We start from the raw sequence: 23367 nt of genomic DNA, 5'->3' as shown, positions 1-23367 counted from the left end.
GGACGTAACGGGTATTAAGATACTGTTCTCTCGTGACGACACCGTCCGAACGACACGGCGTCGGGAGCGGACCGCTCAGAGTTTCGCCGTGACCTCGTCGACGACAGTCGCGTCGGCGAAGACGACGACGTGGTCACCGGCCTGGATGACGGTGTCCCCACGCGGGACGATGAACTCGCGGTTTCGCGTAATCGCACCGATGACGACACCATCCGGGAGTTGGCCGACCGCCTCACGGATGGGCTGTCCCGAGAGGACGCTCGCGTCGTCGATTTCGATCTCCAGCACCTCGGCTTTGTCCGTCTCGATGAGTGCGATGTTCTCCGCGCCGCCCTCGCGAGTGAAACGGGTGATCTCCTCGGCGACGACTTCGCGCGGGCTGACCGCGACGTCGACGCCGACCGTCTCGAACAGTTCGACGTAGGAGGTGGTGTCGATGACGGCGACCGTCCGTTCGGTGCCGAGTCGCTGGGCGAGTAGCGTCACGAGGAGGTTCTTCTCGTCGGAGTCGAGCGCGGCGACGACCATGTCGGCGTCGCCGATATGTTCACGTTCGAGAAAGGCCATGTCGGTCGCGTCGGACTCCATGACGACGGTGTTCGGAAGCTCTTCGGCGAGTTTGCGCGCTCGGTCGCCGTTCTGTTCGATGAGTCGCGGTCGGAACCCGCGCTCTTCGAGCAGGCGGGCGACGTGGTAGCCAATTTCGCTGCCACCGACGACGACGACTTCTTCGGCCGTGCCGGGCGACTCGTCGGGGGCAATCGTCTGGGCGAACTCCTGGACGCTCTTCGGGCTTCCGATGACGACGACGCGGTCTCCCGGGCGGATGACCGTCTCCCCGCGCGGAATCTCGATAGCCCCGTTTCGGAGGATGGCCGCGAACGTCAGCGAGTCGAATCGGTCGGCCTCCCGTACCGTCTGGTTGGAGATGGGGCTGTCTTCCGGAATCTCGAACTCGGCCATCTGAACCTGCCCGCCCGCAAAGGGGTCGACGTCGAGTGCAGCGGGCAAACCGACGATGCGGACGATGGACTCCGCGGTCAGGAGGTTCGTACAGACCATGAAGTCGATGCCGAACGCCTTCTCCGAGCGCTCCCACGTCCGCAGATACTCGGTGTTCTTGATACGAGCGATGGTGAACGCGTCGCTGATGGCTTTCGCCGTCGAGCAGGCGACGATGTTCGTCTCGTCGTTGTCCGTCGACGCGATGACCATCCCAGCACGGTCGATACCGGCCTCTTCGAGCGTCGAGACGGCCGTCCCGTCGCCTTGAATCGCCAAGACGTCGAGCGAGTAGTTCAGCTCCTCGACCCGCGAAGGGTCGCGTTCGACGACGATAACCTCGTGCGTGTCGTCGAGGTCGGCGGCGATGCTCGAACCGACCTGTCCCGCACCGATGATGATTACGCGCACGGCTCGTCCGTACCCCTGTTCATGACCCGTCGTACTTCCGGCAGTCGTATCACTATTTCCCTTGGTGGTGGCGCACGGTGACGACCGAGACCGGTGTGCTCAGACGCCGCTCGGTTTGTCCTCGATGGTCAACTCGACGGGACGGCGACGGCCTTCGAGGTCGGCGACGATGCGTTCGACGATGTGTTCGGCCTCTTTGACGACGACCGGTTTCACTTTGTCGAGGACGCGGTCGAACGAGATGAACCGCGGGAGGTCGAGCGCGTTCGAGTTCGCCGAGTCGGCGTCGAAGCGAATCTCGAACCAGACGCGGCAGGCCGTCTCCGCGTCGGCAGGCGCGTCGTCCGGCAGGTCGTCGAGTTCTTCGATGCGCCAACAGCCGTGGGCGTCGATGTCCTTAGTAATCTTCCAGTCGATACGCTCGGGCGGGGTGAGTTCGGTGACTTCCGAGCGAGCCGTGTAGGTGAGTTTCCACCACGCGAGGCGGAACTCGTACTCCGTCCCGGGACTGCCGTCGCCGTGTGTCCGGACTTCCTTCAGATGTTTCGAGTATCTCGTGTACGTCGAAAAGTCCATGAGGAAGTCGTACGCTTCCTCGGGAGGCACGTAGACGACGGTAGTGACGACGATTTCGTCCACGCCTCTCGGTTCGCCGCCGCAGACCTAAGGCTTGTGGGGCCACTGCTCTCGATGTCGCCGCTTCGAACGTGGCTGTCGCTGTCGAATCGTACAACCGGACTGTGTGCGCTTCGGCACGTGTTACTGCGTACTTCGAGGTGTCGTATTTCGGGGTATCAGTCGTGGTATCGTCCACCGTAGATTTCGGTGAACCTAAAAACCGGTGGACTTTTGCGGTTTAGGCGTGCCAAAACAACCATGCAACGGACGCACTGCGTCGTCGCGGGCACGACAGGCCCGACGAGAGAACGTCGTCACAGGGTGAGTGAGTACTGTGGCAAGTGACACACAGCGGTCAGACGTCGCCTCGAACGCGAATCGGTTACCCTCGTGGCTAGATGGGTCGCTTCTCACGCTCGTCGTCGGGAGTAGCCTCGTCGTCCTCTGTGGAACGTTAGTGCAGGTCAGCTTCGGTGCGTTCTCGATGTCTATCGGGCAGGCGTGGAGCGCCGTCTTCGACCCAGTCGTCTGGTCGAACCCGTACGTCCTCTTGAAGTTCTTCTTCGGAGAGGGAATCGCCGAGACGCTGGCGACGACGTTCGGTCTCTCCGTCGCGAGCGTCGACCTCACGAAAGAGACGCTCATCGTCTGGAACATCCGGTTGCCCCGAGTGGTCGTGGGGGCGCTCGTCGGGATGAATCTCGCCGTCTCCGGGGCGATCTTCCAGGCGGTCACGCGCAACGAGTTGGCGAGTCCCTACATCCTCGGCGTGAGTTCCGGCGCTGGACTGGCTATTCTCCTCACGCTCGTCGTCTTCAGCGGGTTCGCCTCGTTCCTCCCTATCTTCGCCGCCCTCGGCGGGACGGTTGCGTTCGTCATCGTCTACGCCATCGCGTGGAAGAACGGGACGAGTCCAGTACGGCTCGTCCTCGCGGGCGTCATCGTCTCGACTGTGTTCAGTTCACTGCAGACGGCGATGTATCTCCTCGCGAGCGACATCGGCGTCGTCCAGAGCGCCATCGCGTGGACGACGGGGTCACTCACGGGGACTGACTGGGAACAGGTGCGGATGATTCTCCCGTGGACGCTGTTCGTGACGGTTCCGCTCTCCATCGTCGCCTCTCGGCAGTTGAACGTCCTCCTTCTCGGCGAGAAGACGGCAAAGGCGCTCGGAATGTCCGTCGAGCGCGTCCGATTCGCGCTCTCCGGCGTCGCGATTCTGGCCGCGAGCGCCGCCATCTCAGTCGCCGGAATCGTCGGCTTCGTCGGTCTCATCGTTCCGCACGTCGTCCGAAACATCGTCGGCAGCGACTACAAACGTCTCGTCATCGGCTGTCTCTTCGCCGGCCCGGCGCTGATGGTCGCCGCCGACGTCGGCGCGCGACTGGCACTGAACCCGACACAGATTCCCGTCGGCATCGTCACGGGACTCGTCGGTGGACCGTACTTCCTCTATCTCATGCGCAAGAAACAACAGTTAGGTGAACTATGACCGGTGACTCGATACAACGAAGCGAGGACGCAGCGCAGGTAAACGCCGAACGAACGGATGTAGAGCGCGACGACGAGACACCGAGCGAGACGCCGTGTACCCATCTCCGTGGCGAGGACCTCGCTATCGGCTACCCGACCACGGAGCAACCCGTCGTCGAGTGCGAGCGTGTCGACATCCCCGCCGGAGAGGTGACGGCGCTCGTCGGGCCGAACGGGTCCGGCAAGAGTACCCTGTTGAAGGCGATGGCGAAGCAGTTAGACCCCGACCGGGGCCACGTGCTCCTCGACGGAGCGGCGATACGTGACCTCGGGACGAAAGAACTCGCACGCCGTCTCGGCCTACTGTCACAGGAGAACGAGGCACCGGGAAGTCTGACCGTCGAGGACCTGGTGTATCACGGCCGCTATCCGCACCGTAGCTTCTTCGAGTCCGTGAACGACGAGGACGAACAGGCCGTCGAGCGGGCGCTCGAACTCGCGGGGGTCACTCACCTCCGCGACGAAGAAGTGGGCAACCTGAGCGGGGGGCAGAAGCAACTCGCGTGGATTGCGATGGTGCTCGCCCAAGACACCGACGTCCTGCTCCTCGACGAACCGACGACGTATCTCGACCTCCACCACCAACTGCGCGTGATGGAAGTGATTCGGACGCTCAACAGCGAACGAGACGTCACCGTCGCCGTCGTCCTCCACGACATCGGACAGGCCGCCCGTTTCGCGGACAACCTCATCGCGATGAAGGACGGCGAGTTGTACGACTGGGGACCGCCGCGAAAGGTCGTCTCCGACGAGTTGCTCCGCGACGTGTTCCGGGTCGACGCCGACGTCGACGCCGACCACCCGACCGGGCCGCACATCTCGCCACACCGAGCGCTCGACGATTGAATTTAGGTCTGCCTAAAATCCGAAGCGCTTTTTATCTTTTAGGCGAGCCTAAACCCATGGACGAATCAACGAACCAGACGCGACGACGGTTTCTACGGCTCTCCGGTGGCGTCGCCGGGAGTATCGCACTCGCCGGTTGTACGGGGAGTTCCAACGGAGAAGGTGACGAATCGACGACCGGAGCGGATGCAGAGTCGACGGCGGCGACCACGACGACCGGAGAGACGAGCGAGGGGACGGCCGAGTCTCAGTCGTCGTACTCGGTGTCGATGGAACCGATGGGTACTGTCGATTTCGAGTCCGTTCCCGAGACGTGGGTCTCGTACAAATCCGGGTACGGCGACATGGGTATCGCGCTGGGCGTCGGTGCGGGTCTCGTGGGAACCGACCGACCGCAAGAGTCGTTCCGCCTGCTGGACGAACGGTTCTACAGCCAGTTGCCCGACTTCGAGTTGGACCTCTCGGAGACGACGAACATCCGCGCAGACGGCGAGAGTATCGACAAAGAGGTGTTCTACGAGGTAGACGCCGACCTCCACCTGATGGACCCGAACCTGCCGAAGGTCTACTTCGATTGGGACCAGACGGACGTCGACGAGATCAGCGAGAACGTCGCGCCGTTCTTCGGGAACTTCATCCGGCGTCCTCGTGACGACGCGTGGGGAGACGAGTACGAGCGGTACTCGCTCTACGAGGCGTTCGAGAAGGTCGCACAAGTGTTCCAACGAACGGAGCGGTACGAGGCGTTCGCGACGCTGCACGAGGAGGTTCAGACGCAGGTCGAAGACGCCCTCCCTCCGGAGTCGGAGCGGCCCAGTATCGCCTTGATGAACGGCGGTTCCGACCCCGGAAAGGGCGTCTTCTACGCGATGGACCCGACCACGGCGGGATACGAGATGAAGCAGTACCGTGACCTCGGAATCAAGAACGCCTTCGAAGGCGTCGAGACTGGCGAGTACGGGAAGACGGACTACGAGACTCTGTTGGAGGTCGACCCCGAGATTATCGTCTTCCACTGGGGCGTCACCTACGAACAGGAGGCCTTCGAGTCGCGCTTCACCGAACCCATGGTGAACGACGAAGTCGGCCAAGAGTTGACCGCAGTGCAAGAGGAGAACCTCTATCCCGGTGGCACTGCCGAGCAGGGCCCAATCATCAACCTGTTCCAGACCGAGATGCTCGCACAGCAACAGTACCCGGAACAGTTCGGAGAGTACCCCGGACTGGGTGACGTACCCGCGCAGACACTGTTCGACAGACAGCGCGTCGCCGACATCGTTGCCGGGGAGTTCTGACATGGTCGGAGGCGAGACGCTCAGTGAGGCGTGGACCGATACACCGAGTCCGAACAGCCATAGCGACGACGGGAGAACGAGCGAGCGATGACAGATACCGAACTGTACGACGTCCTCGTCGTCGGGGGCGGCGTCGCGGGACTGACCGCGAGCGTGTTCACCGCCCGCGCCGGCCTCACGACAGTCGTCGTCAACGACGGTGAATCGATTCTCCGCCGAAACGCCCACCTCGAAAACTTCCCCGGCTTTCCGGCCGGCGTGAACTCGAATCTCTTCACCGAGATGCTTGAGGCCCAGTCGACGCGGAACGGCGCAGACCACCTTACGGGACGAGTGACGGCCGTTCGGCCTGCCGAAGCAGACGCAGACGATGAAGTCGATGGAGACGACGATGCACGCTACGTCGCCGAACTCGACGAGACCGAAGACGAAGAGACTGCAGACGACGAAACGACGAAGCTTCGTGCTCAATACGTCGTCGCGGCGTCGTGGTCCGACGTCGGCTATCTCGACGAACTCGACGTCGACGTCCGCGACGCCGGGAGTAAACGCTACGTCGACGAAGACGGACTCGGCCGGACGAACGTCGACGGTCTGTACGTCGCCGGGCGGTTGTCCGAACGCTATCACCAAGCGATCGTCTCGGCAGGTCACGGTGCCGAGGTAGCCATCACACTGATACACGACTCCGAAATCCCGTACTACCACGATTGGGTCGCACCGGAGGGTTACTTCTCCGACCGTGGCCGCGAGGTCCCACCGGGTTGTGAAGAGATTTCAGAGAGCGAGCGTCGAGTTCGTGAACAGGAGTCGATGGCCGCGATGCAGGAGTACTTCGCAGAACCCCATCCCGACCGCCAGCGGACACACCCCAGTTTAGTCGACGACGAACTGGGTCGCCTCCCCGACGACGAGTGAGTTGACCGTCTCGGAGAGTCGACACCCTCCCACACCAGTTTGCAAATGCTCGGGTCGTCGAGAGTGGGGGAGGGTGGTGGGAGGCGGGTTGGTTGCGTATAAATGGCTCACACCGACACGCCACCCCACACCGGTTTTCAAATGTTCTAGCTCGACACTGTCTCTCGATTTCTGCTCATACAGAAACCAGCAACAACAACACATACACAAACAGTTATAATATAATTACTAGAGAGACGAGAGAGAGTAGAGAACGGATGCAAAGTAGAAGTGAGAACGGACGAGGGCGCGAATAGGAACACGAACAGGAGAGTGGGATGAGAACGAGGACGATGACGGGGACGAAGACGAACGCCGTGTACCAACTGAGGTGGACGAGACTGTCTACCGAAGCCAGGGACTTCTCCATCGCGTTCTCGTGTCTCGCGTCGGCGTCACGTACTGCATCGACGTTATTTCGGTACTAAATCGACGTACATTGGCGTCACATGACGTCACACCGACGCTCCATCGTCGTCGCCACTCACCACCAACGACTCTTTCGCTGGAAGGACATTTGCAAACCGCTGTGAGAGGGTTGGAGAGAAAGCGGTGTCGCCGGCGAAGTGACCCGTCGGTCCCTATCGACCCGACACCCACGCCCGTCACGACAACACTTGAAAACCGCTGTGGGAGGGTACTGAGGACACTCGCTCTCGAAACGAACGACTCACCAACACTTGCACGACGAGAACATTTGCAAACCGCTGTGAGAGGGTCCACGACTCGCCCCCAAAGCATTTGAAACACGTGAAGCACTTGAAAAAAGATAAGTACGGTCGACTGTAGCGTCGAAGTACATGGCACCGGATTCGATTTTCGAGGACGAGGCCGAGGTCTTCAGAAACATCGAAGTCCTCGAAGAGGATTACACGCCCGAGACGATCCTCTGCCGCGACGAGGCCATGAACGAGTACATCAACGTCCTCAAACCCATCTACAAGGGACGACCACCACAGAACGCCTTTCTCTACGGTGACACCGGCGTCGGCAAGACGGCGGTGACGAACCACCTGACGAACCAACTCGAACGCGACATCGTCCAGAAGAACGAGGACGAAGACGACCCCATCAACCTCACCATCGTCAAGGTGAACTGTCAGAACCTCACCTCGACGGGCGAGGAGACGTCTTCGTACCAAGTCGCAATCGCCCTCGTCAACGAACTCCGGTCGCCGAAGGACATGATCGCCTCCACCGGGTACGCCCCGCAGGCCGTCTACTCGATGCTCTACGACGAGATAGACGAACTCGGCGGCACCGTCCTCATCATCCTCGACGAAGTCGACCGCATCGGCGGCGACGACACTATCCTCTACGAACTGCCACGCTCTCGGGCCAACGAGAAGATAGAGAACGCCCGTATCGGTCTCGTCGGTATCTCGAACGACTACACGTTCCGGACGAACCTCTCGCCGAAAGTCAAAGACACTCTCTGTGAGACGGAACTGAAGTTCCCGGCGTACAACGCCAACCAGTTGCGAGAGATTCTCCACGACCGCGCCTCGCGAGCACTCTACGACGGGACGTACACCGAAGACGTCATCGCACTCTGTGCGGCGCTCGCCACCCGCGAATCCTCCGGAAGTGCTCGGAAGGCCATCAACCTCCTCCGACGAGCAGGAGAGATCGCGGAGAACACCGGGACGACGAGCATCACGGAGAAACACGTCCACCAGGCGAAAGACGACCTCGAATACGGCGACATGATCGACTCCATCACCGACCAGGACGCCCACAAGCAGTACATCCTTGCTGCCGTCGCTCATCTCTCGCGAGTCGACCGAACGCCGGCACGCGTCAAAGAGGTCCACAAGGCCTACGAACACGTCGCCAGCGCCTACGGTGCAGACCCGCTGAGCCAACGTGGGATGTACAACCATCTGACCAAACTCGCCATGCTCGGCTTTCTCACCTCCCACGACAACAACGAGGGTATCAAAGGAGGCCAGTACTACGAGTTCGAGTTCAGCGACGAAGTCGACTCGACGAAGGTCCGCGAGGCGTTCGAACAGATGGGCCTCTCGTGGCAATCCTTCCAGATTCAACAGCGTCTGTAGCTCTCCCGGCAGAGCATTTGAAAACCGCTGTCTCGGGGACCCACACTAACCCCCGGCAGTAACCGTCTCTCCGGCGAACATTTGCAAACCGCTGTTCTGGCCCCAGTAGCGACGCACTGTTCCGGTCTCCTCTCTACACTCCCCAGAGAGATATCGTTAAACCGCGTCACAGAGAACCACGAACGAATGCTGGATGGAGTGAACGTCGCACTCGGCGTCTCGGGCAGCATCGCCGCCGTGAAGGTGGTCGAACTGGCCCACGAACTGCGACGACACGGGGCGTCGGTCCGCGGAGTGATGACCAACAGCGCACAGGGAATCATCCACCCGTGGGCCGTCGAGTTCGCCACCGAGCACGACGTGGTGACGGAACTCACGGGGCGAGTCGAACACGTCGAACTCTGTGGCCGTGAAGGGTGGGCAGACGTCCTCTTGCTCGCCCCTGCGACGGCGAACACGGTCGGAAAGATTGCGTCCGCCGTCGACGACACACCTGTGACGACGTGCGCGACGACGGCACTCGGCGCCGACGTCCCCGTCGTCGTCGCGCCGGCGATGCACGAACCGATGTACGACCACCCGGGCGTGCTCGACGCCATCGCCCGTCTCGAAGAGTGGGGCGTCGACTTCGTCGACCCCCGCGTCGAGGAGGGGAAAGCCAAGATTGCAACCGAGAGCGCTATCGTCACCTGTGTCGCCCGAGCGACCACCGAACAGACGCTCACCGGAAAGAAAGTCGTCGTCACCGCCGGTGCGACCAGTGAGCGTATCGACCCCGTTCGCGTCCTGACGAACCGTGCGTCGGGGAAGACGGGCCGCGCCGTCGCTCGCGCCTGCTACATCGCTGGCGCGGAGGTGACGCTCGTCCACGACGGTTCTGCGCTCTCCGAAGACGAAGACGTTCACTACGCCGACGTCCGGCAGGCCGAGACGGGTGCGGAGATGCTCGCCGCCGTCGAGGCCGCCTGCCGCGACGCCGACGCTCTCGTCTCGGCGGCCGCCATCAGCGACTTCACCGTCGAGGCGAGCGACCAGAAGATTCGCTCGGGCGAGGCGCGAACGCTCGATCTCGGCCCGACGCCGAAACTCATCGACACGATGCGCGAGGAGTACTCCGGACTCACCATCGTCGGATTCAAAGCCGAGACGTCCGGTGACGACGACGCGATGGTCGGCGAGGCACGACGCATCCTCGACCGTGCGGGACTGGCGTTCGTCGTCGCCAACGATGCCTCCGTGATGGGTGCAGACGAGACGCGGACGCTGTTCGTCCGCAGCGACTCGACCGAGGAGTTCACCGGGAGCAAAGACGCACTCGGAGAACGGGTCGCCGCCGAGTTGGCGGTCGAACTCCGAACAGAGTGACAGAGACGAGACTCATTAGCCTCCCGCCACTCTACACTCCATGGACCTCCACCGCCGGGCGTATCTCGTGTCGGCCACCGCAAGCGTCGTTGGACTCTCTGGCTGTCTCGTGCGAACCGCAAACAGACTCGGCGGGTCGAACGACGACCACTCACGGACGGGAACCGACCGAGACGTCTCGGTAGAGACGGTCGCCTCCGGACTCGAAGTGCCGTGGGGCGTCGGCCACTACCGCGGAGACCTCTACGTCACCGAGCGACCGGGCCGTATCGTCCGTCTGGCCGGCGGTGACGGCCAACCGGAGACGATCGTCGACGCTATCGACGAACTCAGAACCGACAGCGGTGACCTCACTGGTCGACTCTTCGGCGGCGAGGGCGGTCTCCTCGGTCTCGTGTTTCATCCGAGCGAACCGCTCGCCTACACCTACCAGACCTACGAGGGACCATCCGGCGTCGCCAACCGTCTCGTTCGGCACGAACTCGACGCCGACTGGCGGGCGACGCCGATACTCGAAGGTATCCCCGGGGCCTCGATTCACAACGGCGGCCGACTGCTCGTCGACGAAACCGACGACGCACTGTACGTGACCTGCGGCGACGCGAACCAACGACCGCTCGCCCAAGACCGGACGTCGCTCGCCGGGAAGGTGCTTCGCGTGACGTTCGATGGCGACCCGCACCCGAGCAACCCGTTCGACAACGAGGTGTTCAGCTACGGCCACCGAAATCCACAGGGTCTCGCACTCTCCGACGGTGACCTCTTCAGCACCGAACACGGCCCGGACGTCGACGACGAAGTCAACGTGCTGGAGGCGGGCAACAACTACGGCTGGCCGGAGGTGACTGGGTCGAGCGACGGTGCTCGGTTCACAGACCCCGTCGCTTCGTTCTCGCCACCGATAGCACCGGGTAGCGCCGTGTTCTACCCGAGCGACGGCGCAATCGAAGCGTGGCGAGGAGACCTCTTCTTTGGGACACTCGTCGGTCAACACCTCCATCGGGTACGACTACGAGACGGGCAGGTCGTCGAACAGGAGCGACTGTTCGAAGACGAGTTCGGTCGCCTCCGAACAGCCTTCCTCGACTCCGACGGTCACCTCTGCGTCACGACGAGTAATCGCGATGGACGCGGGTCGCCGTCGGACGACGACGACAGAATCCTTCGGTTCCGGCCGGGAGCGGAGTAGTCGTCTCCCGATTCGACGCGGCGGCCGCGTCGCCGCCGTCGCTGACCCAGACTCACCACTCACCTGATTACTCCAACTACTCGGACTCGAACTGCGCGTCGTAGCGGTTCTGCAGGTCGGCGAGTCGTTCCTTCGTCAACACCTCAGCGAGGGTGGACTCTTCGACCTCCACACCGAACAGTCGCTCAGCAATCTCCTCGCGCGTCTCGATATCGGCGGGTGAGACACCGGCCGGGAACGACTGGCGGTTGAATATCGCCTGCACTTGCCCGGCCGTCTCGACGCTCAACTCGTCGAAGTCGCGGTCGTACTTCGCCTGTGCGATGTCGTCGCGGCTGAACGCCGGGTCGGTCGGCAGAGAGCCAAACTGTTCGTCGTAGGCGTTCTGTACCGTGAGTAGTTGCTCCCGCGTGAGTCGTTCCGAGAGGTCCGACTCGTCGAGCGACAGGTCGAAGAGTCGCTCGGCAATCTCCTCGCGCGTCTCGACGTCGGCAGGTGAGACATCGTCTGGGAACGGTTGGCGGTTGAAGATGGCCTGCACTTGTCCGGTCGTCTCGACGCTCAACTCGTCGAAGTCGCGGCCGTACTTCGCCTGTGCGATGTCGTCGCGGCTGAACTGCGTCGGTTCGTTCGTATCACCGACGAACGGGTCGAATCGGACGTTCGAGACACCCGTATTCGACGGATCTTCGGAGATAGCGTCACCCGTTCCATCCGCCAGCGTCCCCGTCACGGGGTCGGCGAACGGTGCGTCCGGGTCGTCTGCGGGTACACTCGACGGGCCGCTCTCGTCGCCCCAGAAATTGCCTCTGGCGTCGACGAGAGTCGTTCCTCGGTTGTCTACGCCGAAGCCGTTGTCGACGATGGTGCTGTTTCGGATGACGTTTTCCGCGAAGTTCGTGCTGGTTACGACCCCCGTGCCACTAGTCCGTGAGACCGTACTGTCTTCCATGGTCAACACACAACTACGACAGGTGAGGCCACGGTCCGCGTTGCGGTCGAAAGTAGTAGAAGAGATCGACACTCGGCCACTCTCGAAGTACGCACCAAACTGGTTGTCCGTGATTCGAGTGTCGACGACTGCCGTGGGGAAGTACTCGATGCCAGACATGCCGACCGTGTTGTTCGAGAACGTTCCGTTCAGATACGTTGACGTGACAGTCGGTCCGACGAGTACGCCGACTTCGTTGTCGACTGCCGTGACCGACTCGAATGTAGCCTCAGAGGGATGAGCACCAGTTCTGACTCCCACCTCGAACCCATCCACGACGACGTCGCGTATCACGACGTTTCGAACCGTGTTTCTGGGGCCGACCGCGAGTCCACTCGTGACTTGACGTGAATCGACGCTAACCCCACCCTCATCGTCGACTTCGACTCCGTCGGCGAATTCGAACCCATCGACGTTCTGAACCGTCCGTCCCTTCCCGTCGAAGACGACGTCGTCGGACTGGATGACGATGCACGTGAGTCTCGCCGTTCGGATTGTCGTCCCGAGCACGTACTCGCCGGGCGTGTCGATTTCCGTGCACTGGTCGATGACAGTCGGACCGCTGTCAGCGAGACCATCGAACCGGACGTTCGAGATACCCGGATTCGTCGGGTTCTCTGAAACCGAATCGCCCGTTCCCTCGGCAAGTCGACCCGTTACGGGGTCGGTAAATGGCGCGTCCGGGTCGTCTGCGGGTCCACTCGACGGCCCGCTCGTGTCGCCCCAGAAGTTGCCTCGGGCGTCGATAACTACGCCTCTCTCGTTCAGAACACCGAACTGGGCGTTGTCGACGAACCGATTGTCACGAAGGACGACCTCAGAGGGCTCCGAGACTGTGTCGGTGTCTCGGAACGTTCTGTTCTCGAATTCGAGGCCGATTCCGTTCCGTCGTATCTCGTTCTCGACGACCCTGACGTTGGCGGCGTTCAAGTCGGTCAGTTGGATTCCGATATCGTTGTCGTCGATTTCGTTGCCGACAAGGTTGCCGACACTCATACTGATACCGACGGCGTTCCGACTCACGAGGGAGTTCTGAACATCCAATTCACAGAAATCGGCACCACACCTGATTCCAAGCTGCCCATTGTCTCGGATGACACTGTTTCTGACCTCGCCGTTCGTGCCGACGATGAGACCGATGCGGTTGTCCTCTACCGTCGAATCGTCAACGATGAGGTCGCCTGCAGAATACACTCCGAGGCCGTTGGTGACGATAGTCGTCCTCGTCACGGTGACGCTCGGTGGCCTCGACGCGTCGAGCAGTCCGACTTGGACACCGAAGCTATTACGGAGTATCTCACTGTCCCGAATCTCGACCGAGCCAGGGGAGTTGGCGAAGGAGTCGACGCCGATATGATTGTAGATGAGGCGGACGCGCTGAAGCGTGAGTCTAGTCGGTTCGCCTTTGATAGCCGTATCGAACCCCTCGATGGTCATGTCGACGAGCGTCACTGTGCTACCTACAGAGATACCGACCAGCGTCGTGACACTGTCGTTACGAATCACGTGCCCGTCGCCATCGATGACTATCTCTTCTCGAACGGTAGGATCGATATCCAGACAGATCTCGTCGGTGCTTCTGAGGTCCGAGACGAGACGGTACGTCCCGGGTTGGTCGATGACGCCACAGCTATCGAGTTCGAACTCGGACGCGACTTGGGCCGTCTCACCGTCACTGAAGAGCGTTTCGCTCTCGACGTCGGTACTGGTGTCACTCTCCGGTTCGACTACTGCTCTCGAGTCAGACTTCTTCGAGGTCGATTTCTTCCTCGTCTTGTCTTTCGAGGACGATTCAGACTGCGCTGGCTCACCGTCGTCGTCTTCGGTCGCTGAGTCGCTTACGGGTGGACTCGTCGTCTCGGAGACGGCATCCGCCGACACTGAGTCGTCAGCCTCCGGAGTCGAAGTCGGTGGTTCTTCACCTCCGCTCTGGTCCATTGGTGTCGATTGAGCTAGCTCAGTAGGAGGTGAGACGGCGTCCAGTGCTACCACGTCGTCGCTCTGACTCACACTGGGTATCCACGGAACGCCGACGAGAAGCGAGGCGACGACCAGAAGGAACGATGCGAACACTGCTACGAGCCGTTTCGAGGACACGGTGAGTCACCGTGTGACTGTTGGTCGATGTATCAGTTAGTTATAAATCACCATCCACGGTCGACAGCGACGTCGACACGAGGTTGTCACTCCGAGAATGTAGATAATCTCGGTTTCAGGAGTTCACTACGTCGATTTGTCTCTCCCGATATATCGGATAAATTGACTGGTATTTCGGTACGTCGAACCGAATCGACCGAAGGGGGAGACGAAGAACGACGACAATCTCTATCGAGACAGACATAAACCAGCAAAAGTATCTCCTTTCGGCGCTGAGACGACGCCCGAGTGATAGCGGTTCGTTTGGGTGAATGAGACACGTTTACGCCGCACGACCCACTGTTGTTCGTCCGAGCGGGACACTTCTTTGTCTTTGTACAAAAATATACGAATCAAGTGGTCGTTCGGCGTTATCTTTGGGAAGCAACACGAGATGAGAATAGTTTTGCGTTAATAGCGACTCGCTCTATACGATTAGTTACTATGAGGTGTCGAACAGAGCCGAGCAACTGTCGGTCTCCGGACAGTTGCCAAACGAGGTGGAAAAACCGTGTCGGATGAAGCGAGCGCCAACATCCTCGTCCCCGTTGGCGAGTCACCGACGCTCCGTAACACCGTCGCGTACGCCGTACAGATTGCCCACGACCGTGCAGCAGAGATGGGTCAGACCGCGACCATTCACTTCGTCTACCCCGCAGTCTGGCGGACAGTCGAACCGACGCGCGCCGACAAGTTCGAACGCGCCCGAGAGCTGTTAGACCGCGTCGAAGTGTGGGCCGAAGAAGACCTCGGCGACGACGAAGAGGGGTCGTCCACCGAGTCCGCCGTCGACGTCGAGACAGCCGTCGTCGGCAGCGAAGAGTATCTGTTCAGCCCTGCCGACTTCGCTCGCGTCATCCTCGAGTACGCGAACGATCACGCACTCGAGCGAATCGTCGTCGACCCGGAGTACCAACCGGGCGGCAACGCTCCGATGCTTCGTCCCCTGGAGTTCGAACTGGCGAAGTCCGGCCTCACTGTAGAAGAGGCACCGGTCGAACGCCCGGCACGCCGAGGCGTCCTCGTCGGTCGCGAGAGCCTCGAACAGTACTTGATCGTGTTCGGTGCGTCCTATCTCTTCTATCTCACGCTGGGTGGGTTCAGCGGGACGTTCGACCTCGTGACCGGAGCGATAAGCGCAGGCGTCGTCGCACTCGTGCTCGGGAAGATTTCGTTCAAGGGACAGCCATCGTTCCTCGAGATTCCCAGAAAGACCGCCCGACTTCTGCTCTATACGCCGTATCTCCTCTGGGAGATTACGAAGGCGAACGTCACGCTGGCGTACGTCATCCTCCACCCTCGTCTCCCAATCGACCCACAGATGGTGCAGTTCAGAGCGGCCGTCTGGGAAGACCTGCCAGCCACGACGCTCGCCAACAGTATCACCCTGACGCCGGGGACGCTCACCGTCGAAGTGAGCCAACGCGAGTTCTACATCCACTCGCTCACCGAGGACTCGCGCGAGGACCTCCTCGACGGCGCACTCGAACGCGCCGTTCGCTTCGTCTTCTACGGCCGTGCAGCGGCCCGAATTTCGAGTCCGCGAGAGCGGGATGCAAAGCGTGAGGAACAGCAGATAACCGAACCCGAGATGACTCCATCGGCCGGTTCGCAGGGGGATGAGAGCGGATGACGAACGTGACTCCGCTCGTCAGTGACGTACTCCTCGGTGCTGCGGCCGCGTTCGTCGCACTGGCTATCGTCGTGCTCTACCGTGTCGTGAAAGGGCCGACGATGCAGGACCGCGTCATCGCCGTCAACGTCATCGGTTCGAACACGGTGGTCATCCTCGCGTTGGTCGCCGCCGCGTTCGGCGAACCCGGCTACCTCGACGTGGCGCTCGTCTACGCGCTGTTGAACTTCCTGATGAGCATCGCCATCTCGAAGTTCACTGTCGAACGAGGTGGCGTCATATGACGCCGTTCGAACTACTCATCGTCGCACTCGCCGCCGGTGGCGTCTTCTTCGGCTTCGTCGCCGCAGTCGGCGTTATCCGGCTTCCGGACCTCTACACGCGAGCGCACGCGGCCTCGAAAAGCGACACGCTCGGTGCGGTGTTGAGCCTCGCCGCCGTCGCACTCGTGTTCGGGGCAGACATCGCGACGGTGAAAGCGGTGTTTCTCGTCGTCTTCATGTTTGTGACGAATCCGACGGCCGCCCACGCCATCACGCGGGCCGCCTACGACCAGGGTATCGAACCGTGGAGCAAAGAGGACGCAGAGGACGATACGAACCCGACCGCCGCCGCCGACGAGGCGGACGGAACGGGGTCGCTCGCGACCGACGGCTCCGGTGTCGACACCGAGGGAGGTGAACGATGACGCTCCTCGAAGCGACTGTCCTCGTCTTCGTCATCGGCTGTGCACTGGCGACGGCGGTGTTCCGAGACATTCTCTCGGTCATCGTCGCGTCGGCCGCCTACAGTCTCGGAATCGCGACCCTGTGGGTGCTGCTGCAGGCACCCGACGTCGCACTCACAGAGGCGGCCGTCGGTGCCGGCATCATGACGCTCTTGTTCCTGTTGACGGTCGCGAAGACGGTCAACCCCACGACGGATCGGTTCTTCGAGCGGATTCGACCGCGAACGTTCGTGGTTCTGGTCTGCTTCCTCGGTGTGTTGTTGATGACGGTTCCAGCACTCCCCGCAATCGGCGACGCCGGGTCGCCGGTAGTCGGCGGCGAGGTGACGAACTACTATCTCGACAACGCGTACGAACAGACCGAAGTCGAGAACGTCGTGACGGCGGTGCTCGCCGCCTACCGTGGGTTCGACACCCTCGGCGAGGCGGCCGTGGTGTTCACGGCCGGTGTCGCCGTTCTGCTCGTCCTTCGACGGGAGGCGTTCGTATGAGTCACGACGAGTCGACAGACGGCGAGTCGTCGATCCGTACGCAACCGCGAAACAGCGTCTTCCGTACGGAGGACCAGACGCCGTACGTCGAGAGTACCATCATCATGACGACCGTTCGAGTCGTCGCTCCGTTCATCCTGACACTCGGTCTGTTCGTGATGTTCCACGGGGCGGACTCGGCAGGCGGCGGGTTCCAGGGCGGGACCATCGCCGGAACCGTCGTGTTGCTCTTGGCGTTCGCGTTCGGTATCGAACCGGTTCGCGACTGGCTCAACGCCGATCGGCTACTCGGGCTGGTCGCGGTCGGACTGTTGACGTTCCTCGGCATCGGCTTCGGGGCGATGCTGTTCGGCGGGGCGTTCCTCCAGTACAACGCGTATCCCTACTCGCACGCGAGCAAGTACGGCATCGAACTGGTCGAACTCGGCATCGGCGCAACCGTCGCCGGTATCATCACGGGGCTCTTCTTCCTCCTCGCCGCCGGGTTCGAGACGGACGAACCGATGGAGGACGAACAATGAACGTAGACATTCTCTTCACTCACTACAACTACATCGTCGTCGCGTTGCTGTTGACTATCGGCGCGTACATGCTCGTCGAGACGCCGAACCTCGTGAAGAAGGTCATCGGGATGAACGTCTTCCAGTCGGGCATCTTCCTGTTTTTCATCACCTCGGCGTACCGAACCGGTGGGTCTCCACCGATCGTGGGGCACGGCGGAGCGTCGACGACGTACGTCAGCCCGCTACCACACGTACTCATCCTGACGGCCATCGTCGTCGGGGTGAGCCTCACGGCCGTCGCACTGGCGCTCATCGTCCGTATCTACACGGAGTACGGGACGCTGGACGAACGCGTCCTCCGGGAGGTGCGTGCCGATGAATGAGCTGCTCCCGCTGTTGGTCGCGATTCCCCTCGTGGGTGCGGTGGCGTCGATCACTCTCGGATCCTGGTCCGACCGACTCGCGTGGCCGGTGACGTTCCTGACGATGCTCGTCCACGTGGGGCTGGCGACGGCAGTCGCCTCCACGGTCTACCGCGGTGGCACCCCGCTCGCGACCGCCGTCGGCGGGTTCACACCTCCGTTCGGTATCGAACTCGTCGTCGACGGGCTCAACGCGGCTATCCTCGTGCTCGTCTCGGCAGTCGCCGTCGGAGTGCTCGTCTACGCACGCCGCGCCGGTCCGCACTCGGTAGCGTTCCACACCGGCTATCTGCTCCTCGTCGCCGGTCTCTCCGGGATGACTATCACGGGTGACATGTTCAACCTCTACGTCTTCTTGGAGATAACCGGTCTGGCCGCGTACGCCCTCGTCGCTACGGGCGACGACGGCCGCGCAGCGGTCGGGGCGCTGAAGTACCTCCTCGTCGGCACCGTCGGCGCGTCGCTGTTCCTCATCGGTATCGGCTACGCGTTCGTCGCGACGGGGACACTCAACATGGCCGACCTCGCGGAGAAACTGGCTACGGCCGACCCGACGCTCGTCGGCGCCTCGTTCGCACTCGTCGTGACGGGGCTAGCCGTCAAGACGGCGCTGTTCCCACTACACACGTGGCAACCGGAGGCGTACGCGAGCGCCCCCGACAGTGTCAGTGGCCTCATCGCCGCACTCGTCTCGACGGTCTCGGCGTACGCACTCGCGCGGGTGACGTTCAGCGTCTACACCGTCGACTTTCTCACCTCGTCGGCGTTCGCCCAGGAGTTCCTCCTCGGACTCGCCGGCATCAGCATCGTCGCTGGCAGTCTGCTCGCGGTGATGCAGACCGAAATCAAGCGGATGCTAGCGTACTCGTCGGTGTCGCAGTTCGGTCTCGTCGTCGCCGGTGTCGCCATCGCCAACGAGGCGGCCGTCACCGGCAGTCTCATCCACCTCGTCGGCCACGCCGTCATGAAGGGTGGACTGTTCCTCGCGGCGGGCGCACTGGCGGTCGTCGCCGGGGCCCGAACCGTCGAGGATTACGACGGTCTCGGGGCGCGCGCACCGCTTCTCAGCGCCGCGTTCGCCGTGCTATCACTGTCGATGGTCGGCATTCCACCCGCCGTCGGCTTTGTCGGCAAGTGGTACATCGCACTCGGTGCGATTCAAGCCGAATCGTGGCCCATCGCAGTCGTCATCCTCGTGAGCACGCTGCTGACGCTCGCGTACTTCCTGCGACTCGTCGAACGGATGTACTTCCGCACGTCGTCGGACGACGTCACCTCGTCGACGGGGACGGGGGCGACGGCCGTTGCAGACGGTGGTGACGACACCGACGATGGCCTCACTCGGCCGTCGGCCGGCATGGTCGCCGTCGTCGTCGTCGCGGCACTGCTCGCGGTCGGACTCGGCCCGCTCGTCTCGACGTTCGAACCGCTACTCGAACCGACTCTCGAAACCCTACTCCAGCTATGACAGACATCGCATCGCTCAGACCACTCGCAGCGGTCGCCGTTCCGGCGCTCGCAGCCATCGCCATCTTGGCGTCGCGCAGTCGCCCGAACGTCCGAGAAGGTTGGACGATTCTGGCCGCTGCGTCGACGTTCGCCGTCGTGGCAAGCATGGTTCCCGGCGTTCTCGCCGGCGACACGTACGTCACCAGTCTCGGGACGTTCGTCCCACTCGGGGACGGTAGCGTCGAGTTCGTCCTCCAAGCCGACGCGCTCGGCATGCTGTTCGGCCTCCTGGCGAGCTTTCTCTGGCTCGTCACCAGCTTCTACAGCATCGGCTACATGCGCGGACTCGGCGAACACGCCCAGACGCGGTACTTCGCGTCGTTCGCTGCCAGTGTCGCTAGCGCAGTCGGCGTCGCGTTCGCGTCGAACCTGCTCGTCCTGTTCGTCTTCTACGAACTGCTGACGGTCGCGACCTACCCGCTCGTCACGCACGACGAGACTGCAGAGGCCCGCGCCGCCGGCCGGAAGTACCTCGCGTACACGTTCGGTGGTGGTGTCGCGGTCCTCGCGGGCACCGTCCTCGTCTACGTGCTGGCCGGGAGTATCGCGTTTACACCCGGTGGCATCGAAGGACTCGCTACTGCCGACCCGATGCTCGCACGTGCGGCGTTCGCGCTGCTCGTCGCCGGGTTCGGCGTCAAAGCCGCACTGATGCCGGTTCACTCGTGGCTGCCGGACGCGATGGTCGCGCCGACGCCCGTCTCCGGACTGCTGCACGCCGTCGCCGTCGTCAAGTCCGGCGTCTTCGGTATCGCGCGCGTCGTCCTCGAAGTGTTCGGGCCGGACACCGTCTCGAACCTCGGTGTCGGCGTCCCGCTGGCCGCCGTCGCGGCGTTCACGCTGCTCGCAGCCAGCATCATCGCGCTCAGACAGGACAACCTCAAACGTCGGCTCGCTTACTCGACGGTGAGTCAGCTCTCGTACATCGTGCTCGGGTTGGGAATCGGCGCGTCGATGGGCGGCGATGCCGCGAGGTACGCCCTCATCGGTGGGCTTCTCCACATCCCCGCCCACGCGTTCATGAAGCTCACTCTGTTCTTCTGTGCGGGAGCGATGCACGTCGAGACCCACACGGACGACATCAGCGACATGGCCGGCATCGGTAAACGGATGCCGCTGACGATGTCCGCGTTCGCCGTCGCCGCAGCGGGAATGGCCGGCATCCCGCTCGTCGCCGGATTCGTCAGCAAGTTCTATCTCCTCATCGGAACCGCATCCGGTGGCGAGGTAGCGTTCACCGTCGCACTGCTGGTTTCTGGCGTGCTCAACATCGCGTACTTCTGGCCCGTCGTCTATCAGGCGTTCTTCGAGAGCGAGACGGCCGACGGCCACGACCGGAAACCGCTCATCGAGAACCCACTCGGCGGGCGCTTCGCGGTTGCCGCCGACGGTGGCAACCCTAACGACGGACCGAACCAACAGAGCTCGGCCAGCGGCCGGCCGACCGCCGACCCCGACGGTGAGTACGCCGTCGACCGGAACCCGAGCGACCACACCCGCTCCGGCGATGTCGGCGACGACGCCAGTGAGACGGTCGACAGCGGACACGGCGAACACACCGAACACACCGACACGCACCACGATGTCGACGACCACGCACACGACCACCACCACGGCGGCCCGCCCGCCGGTGGCTGGGAGCGTCGGAGTTGGCTCGGCGGTGAGGGGTCGTGGTTCGTGGTCGCCCCGATTCTGACCGCGGCCACCGGCTCGATTATCCTCGGTGTCATCCCCGGACGAGCGGTCTTCCTCCAACTCGTCGAGTACATCGTTTCGGCGGCGACGGTCGTGGGGGTGTTCGCCTGATGGAGGCGTTGACCGCGATTCCACCGTTCGTCTACGTCCTCGCGGTGGCACTGCTGATGCCGCTGCTCTCCCGACGCGTCGGGCACGCTCTCGGCGTGCTCGCGACCGGAGTGGTCGTCCCCGTCGCGCTGCTCACGCCCGAAGGGGCACACTGGGCGGTTCAGCTGTTCAGTTTCGACGTCGTGCTGTTCAACGTCGACGAGTTCTCTCGACTGATGGGTCTCATCTTCGGCTTTATCGGTGCCATCGCCGTCCTCTACTCCTACGCGACGGAGGCATCGAACAAACAGACCGCCTACGCGCTCACCTACGTCGGCACCAGTATCGGTGCGGTGTTCGCGGGTGACTGGCTCACGCTCGTGTTCTTCTGGGAGCTGATGGCGGTCACGAGCACTCTCCTCGTCTGGGACTACGGCGGCAAGGCCGTCCGCGCGGGCTTCCGCTACGCCGTCCTGCACGGCATCGGCGGGAGTCTCGTCCTCGCGGCTATCGTCTGGCACTACGCAGAGGTCGGTTCGTTCCTCTTCAGCGCCTCGACGGGCATCGTCGGCGCTGGGCCCGCGGTACTGGCGCTGGCCGCCATCGGTATCGGCGTCAACGTCGGCTTCGTCGGGCTGCACGCCTGGCTGCCTGACACCTACCCGCGCCCGCACGTCGCCGCCAGCGTCTTCCTCTGTGTGTACACGACGAAGACCGGCGTCTACGCGATGTACCGCGCGTTCCCGGAGGGGCATCTCTGGCTCGCCTACATGGGCGGTGCGATGGCCGTCTTCGGCGCGACGATGGCCGTCCTCCAGAAGGACATGCGCCGACTCCTCTCGTATCACATCCAGTCGCAGGTCGGCTACATGATTGCCGGCATCGGCATCGGGACGACCGTCGCGACCGCCGGTGCGTTCGGTCACGTGTTCAACCACATCCTCTACAAGAGCCTGCTGTTCATGACGGTCGGCGTGGTCATCTACCGCACCGGCGAAGAGAGCCTGAAGTACGTCGGCGGCCTCGCCCGTGACATGCCAATCACGGCGGGGGCGTTCGTCGTCGCAGCGCTCTCTATCGCTGGCTTCCCCGGCTTCAACGGGTTCGTCAGTAAGGGGATGATCATCGCCGAAGCCCACTACAAGCATCTCGACGTCGTCTGGTATCTCCTCTTGGCCGGTGGCGTCGGCACGTTCCTGTCGTTCATCAAACTCGGCTGGTACGCCTTCTACGAGGGGAGCTACGACGGGGAGGTTCGCGACGCCAACGGCATCCAGAAGGTCGCGATGGTCAGCGTCGCCGTCCTCTGTATCGTCTACGGCTTCTTCCCCGACGCGCTGTTCGCCATCCTCCCCGGCAACGAGGGCGGGTTCGACTACACGACGTACACGTTCGGCCACGTCGTGGAGGGGCTCATCCTGGCCGCTCTCGGTATCGTCGGCTTCGCGATTCTCAAGAAGCCGCTCGACCGCATCGGGCGTGTCCCGGACATCGACGCTATCTACAACCCGCTCGCCTTCTACGGAACGCGAGCGCTGGTCCGTGGCGTCACCGAGTCCTACGCTGCCGTCGACCGTGCGGCAGTCGGAGTCGCCGGGGGCGTCTCCACGACGCTTCGGAACCCCGAGACGGTCGTTCGGCGCGCCGTCGGCCGCGAAGAGGCGGATGCGACCGGCGAAGACGAGTCGGCGTGGCCGCTGTCGCTGCACGCGGGTATCGGAACCAGCATCCTGCTCTTGACCGCCGTCGCGACGGTCGGTATCGCGCTGCTGGTCGTCGCGTAGGCGCGTTCGACTCGTCTCCGTCGGTTTATTTTCGAGGTAACCGTGCACCGTGGGACAGCAGCACGAACGGTCCCCGAATCACCACCATTTATCCCTGCCGGCAGGAATTG

The 23367-nt window shown here is 62.6% G+C and carries 18 protein-coding genes and 1 pseudogene; 16 read left to right on the top strand and 3 right to left on the bottom strand.

The window, feature by feature from the left end; all coding sequences use genetic code 11:
* Positions 1-75: 75 nt before the first annotated feature.
* On the bottom strand, positions 76-1413 hold the full coding sequence (gene trkA / locus BM083_RS10965; protein ID WP_009366090.1) for a Trk system potassium transporter TrkA: 1338 nt from the start codon (positions 1411-1413) through the stop codon (positions 76-78).
* A 99-nt stretch (positions 1414-1512) separates the two neighbouring features.
* Entirely contained in the window at positions 1513-2052 is a 540-nt protein-coding gene (locus BM083_RS10960) for an SRPBCC family protein (RefSeq protein WP_089869381.1), read from the bottom strand.
* Positions 2053-2365: 313 nt separating this feature from the next.
* On the opposite strand from BM083_RS10960, the gene BM083_RS10955 reads away from it, so the two are divergent.
* The 7 genes from BM083_RS10955 (at position 2366) to BM083_RS10925 (ending at position 11276) form a co-directional block, all read left to right on the top strand.
* Positions 2366-3523, top strand: coding sequence for a FecCD family ABC transporter permease (locus tag BM083_RS10955; protein ID WP_089869379.1), 1158 nt, complete (start codon positions 2366-2368; stop codon positions 3521-3523).
* Complete coding sequence (locus BM083_RS10950) at positions 3520-4410, top strand: ABC transporter ATP-binding protein (protein WP_089869377.1); 891 nt, start codon at positions 3520-3522, stop codon at positions 4408-4410. The genes BM083_RS10955 and BM083_RS10950 overlap by 4 nt, the downstream gene beginning before the upstream one ends.
* A 56-nt stretch (positions 4411-4466) precedes the next feature.
* The gene (locus tag BM083_RS10945) at positions 4467-5705 is read left to right on the top strand and encodes an ABC transporter substrate-binding protein (protein ID WP_089869375.1); all 1239 of its coding nucleotides are present in this window, start codon (positions 4467-4469) and stop codon (positions 5703-5705) included.
* Positions 5706-5792: 87 nt separating this feature from the next.
* Entirely contained in the window at positions 5793-6623 is an 831-nt protein-coding gene (locus tag BM083_RS10940) for an FAD-binding protein (RefSeq protein WP_089869372.1), read from the top strand.
* Between the two features lie 839 nt (positions 6624-7462).
* Positions 7463-8722, top strand: a complete 1260-nt coding sequence (locus BM083_RS10935) for a Cdc6/Cdc18 family protein (RefSeq protein WP_089869370.1) — start codon at positions 7463-7465, stop codon at positions 8720-8722.
* A 186-nt stretch (positions 8723-8908) separates the two neighbouring features.
* Complete coding sequence (gene coaBC / locus BM083_RS10930; RefSeq protein ID WP_089869368.1) at positions 8909-10087, top strand: bifunctional phosphopantothenoylcysteine decarboxylase/phosphopantothenate--cysteine ligase CoaBC; 1179 nt, start codon at positions 8909-8911, stop codon at positions 10085-10087.
* A 40-nt stretch (positions 10088-10127) separates the two neighbouring features.
* Positions 10128-11276, top strand: a complete 1149-nt coding sequence (locus BM083_RS10925) for a PQQ-dependent sugar dehydrogenase (protein ID WP_089869364.1) — start codon at positions 10128-10130, stop codon at positions 11274-11276.
* 76 nt (positions 11277-11352) lie between these two features.
* On the opposite strand, the gene BM083_RS10920 is transcribed toward BM083_RS10925, so the two are convergent.
* Positions 11353-14364, bottom strand: a complete 3012-nt coding sequence (locus BM083_RS10920) for a right-handed parallel beta-helix repeat-containing protein (protein WP_143085714.1) — start codon at positions 14362-14364, stop codon at positions 11353-11355.
* 550 nt (positions 14365-14914) lie between these two features.
* On the opposite strand from BM083_RS10920, the gene BM083_RS10915 reads away from it, so the two are divergent.
* The 9 genes and pseudogenes from BM083_RS10915 (at position 14915) to BM083_RS10875 (ending at position 23257) form a co-directional block, all read left to right on the top strand.
* Positions 14915-16036: a monovalent cation/H+ antiporter subunit E gene (locus BM083_RS10915; RefSeq protein WP_089869360.1), complete on the top strand. Its 1122-nt coding sequence runs from the start codon at positions 14915-14917 to the stop codon at positions 16034-16036.
* Positions 16033-16320: a cation:proton antiporter gene (locus tag BM083_RS10910; protein ID WP_009366102.1), complete on the top strand. Its 288-nt coding sequence runs from the start codon at positions 16033-16035 to the stop codon at positions 16318-16320. Before BM083_RS10915 ends, BM083_RS10910 begins: the two co-directional genes overlap by 4 nt.
* A pseudogene (mnhG, locus tag BM083_RS10905) lies at positions 16317-16628 on the top strand (monovalent cation/H(+) antiporter subunit G); the annotation flags it as partial. The gene BM083_RS10910 and the pseudogene mnhG, both read left to right, overlap by 4 nt.
* A 92-nt stretch (positions 16629-16720) precedes the next feature.
* A complete protein-coding gene (locus BM083_RS10900) occupies positions 16721-17254 on the top strand; it encodes a DUF4040 domain-containing protein (protein WP_089869357.1) in 534 nt (177 codons plus the stop codon).
* Positions 17251-17775, top strand: a complete 525-nt coding sequence (locus BM083_RS10895; RefSeq protein WP_218148959.1) for an MnhB domain-containing protein — start codon at positions 17251-17253, stop codon at positions 17773-17775. Before BM083_RS10900 ends, BM083_RS10895 begins: the two co-directional genes overlap by 4 nt.
* Positions 17772-18140, top strand: a complete 369-nt coding sequence (locus BM083_RS10890; RefSeq protein ID WP_009366106.1) for a cation:proton antiporter subunit C — start codon at positions 17772-17774, stop codon at positions 18138-18140. The genes BM083_RS10895 and BM083_RS10890 overlap by 4 nt, the downstream gene beginning before the upstream one ends.
* Complete coding sequence (locus tag BM083_RS10885; protein WP_177197606.1) at positions 18133-19647, top strand: monovalent cation/H+ antiporter subunit D family protein; 1515 nt, start codon at positions 18133-18135, stop codon at positions 19645-19647. Before BM083_RS10890 ends, BM083_RS10885 begins: the two co-directional genes overlap by 8 nt.
* Complete coding sequence (locus BM083_RS10880; RefSeq protein ID WP_089869354.1) at positions 19644-21494, top strand: cation:proton antiporter; 1851 nt, start codon at positions 19644-19646, stop codon at positions 21492-21494. Before BM083_RS10885 ends, BM083_RS10880 begins: the two co-directional genes overlap by 4 nt.
* Positions 21494-23257: a Na(+)/H(+) antiporter subunit D gene (locus tag BM083_RS10875; RefSeq protein WP_089869352.1), complete on the top strand. Its 1764-nt coding sequence runs from the start codon at positions 21494-21496 to the stop codon at positions 23255-23257. The genes BM083_RS10880 and BM083_RS10875 overlap by 1 nt, the downstream gene beginning before the upstream one ends.
* The last annotated feature ends 110 nt before the right edge of the window (positions 23258-23367 follow it).

Source organism: Halogranum rubrum, from assembly GCF_900114455.1.
Lineage (GTDB): Archaea > Halobacteriota > Halobacteria > Halobacteriales > Haloferacaceae > Halogranum > Halogranum rubrum.
This window is presented reverse-complemented; position numbering and strand designations above follow the sequence as displayed.

Bases quoted from the DNA above. Each gene is read 5' to 3' on its own strand.
- BM083_RS10935 (WP_089869370.1), top strand. From the start codon at position 7,463: ATGGCACCGGATTCGATTTTCGAGGACGAGGCCGAGGTCTTCAGAAAC.
- BM083_RS10925 (WP_089869364.1), top strand. From the start codon at position 10,128: ATGGACCTCCACCGCCGGGCGTATCTCGTGTCGGCCACCGCAAGCGTC.
- BM083_RS10945 (WP_089869375.1), top strand. From the start codon at position 4,467: ATGGACGAATCAACGAACCAGACGCGACGACGGTTTCTACGGCTCTCC.
- BM083_RS10875 (WP_089869352.1), top strand. From the start codon at position 21,494: ATGGAGGCGTTGACCGCGATTCCACCGTTCGTCTACGTCCTCGCGGTG.
- BM083_RS10890 (WP_009366106.1), top strand. From the start codon at position 17,772: ATGAACGTAGACATTCTCTTCACTCACTACAACTACATCGTCGTCGCG.
- BM083_RS10895 (WP_218148959.1), top strand. From the start codon at position 17,251: ATGAGTCACGACGAGTCGACAGACGGCGAGTCGTCGATCCGTACGCAA.
- BM083_RS10950 (WP_089869377.1), top strand. From the start codon at position 3,520: ATGACCGGTGACTCGATACAACGAAGCGAGGACGCAGCGCAGGTAAAC.
- BM083_RS10940 (WP_089869372.1), top strand. From the start codon at position 5,793: ATGACAGATACCGAACTGTACGACGTCCTCGTCGTCGGGGGCGGCGTC.
- BM083_RS10900 (WP_089869357.1), top strand. From the start codon at position 16,721: ATGACGCTCCTCGAAGCGACTGTCCTCGTCTTCGTCATCGGCTGTGCA.
- BM083_RS10885 (WP_177197606.1), top strand. From the start codon at position 18,133: ATGAATGAGCTGCTCCCGCTGTTGGTCGCGATTCCCCTCGTGGGTGCG.
- coaBC (WP_089869368.1), top strand. From the start codon at position 8,909: ATGCTGGATGGAGTGAACGTCGCACTCGGCGTCTCGGGCAGCATCGCC.
- BM083_RS10910 (WP_009366102.1), top strand. From the start codon at position 16,033: ATGACGAACGTGACTCCGCTCGTCAGTGACGTACTCCTCGGTGCTGCG.
- BM083_RS10880 (WP_089869354.1), top strand. From the start codon at position 19,644: ATGACAGACATCGCATCGCTCAGACCACTCGCAGCGGTCGCCGTTCCG.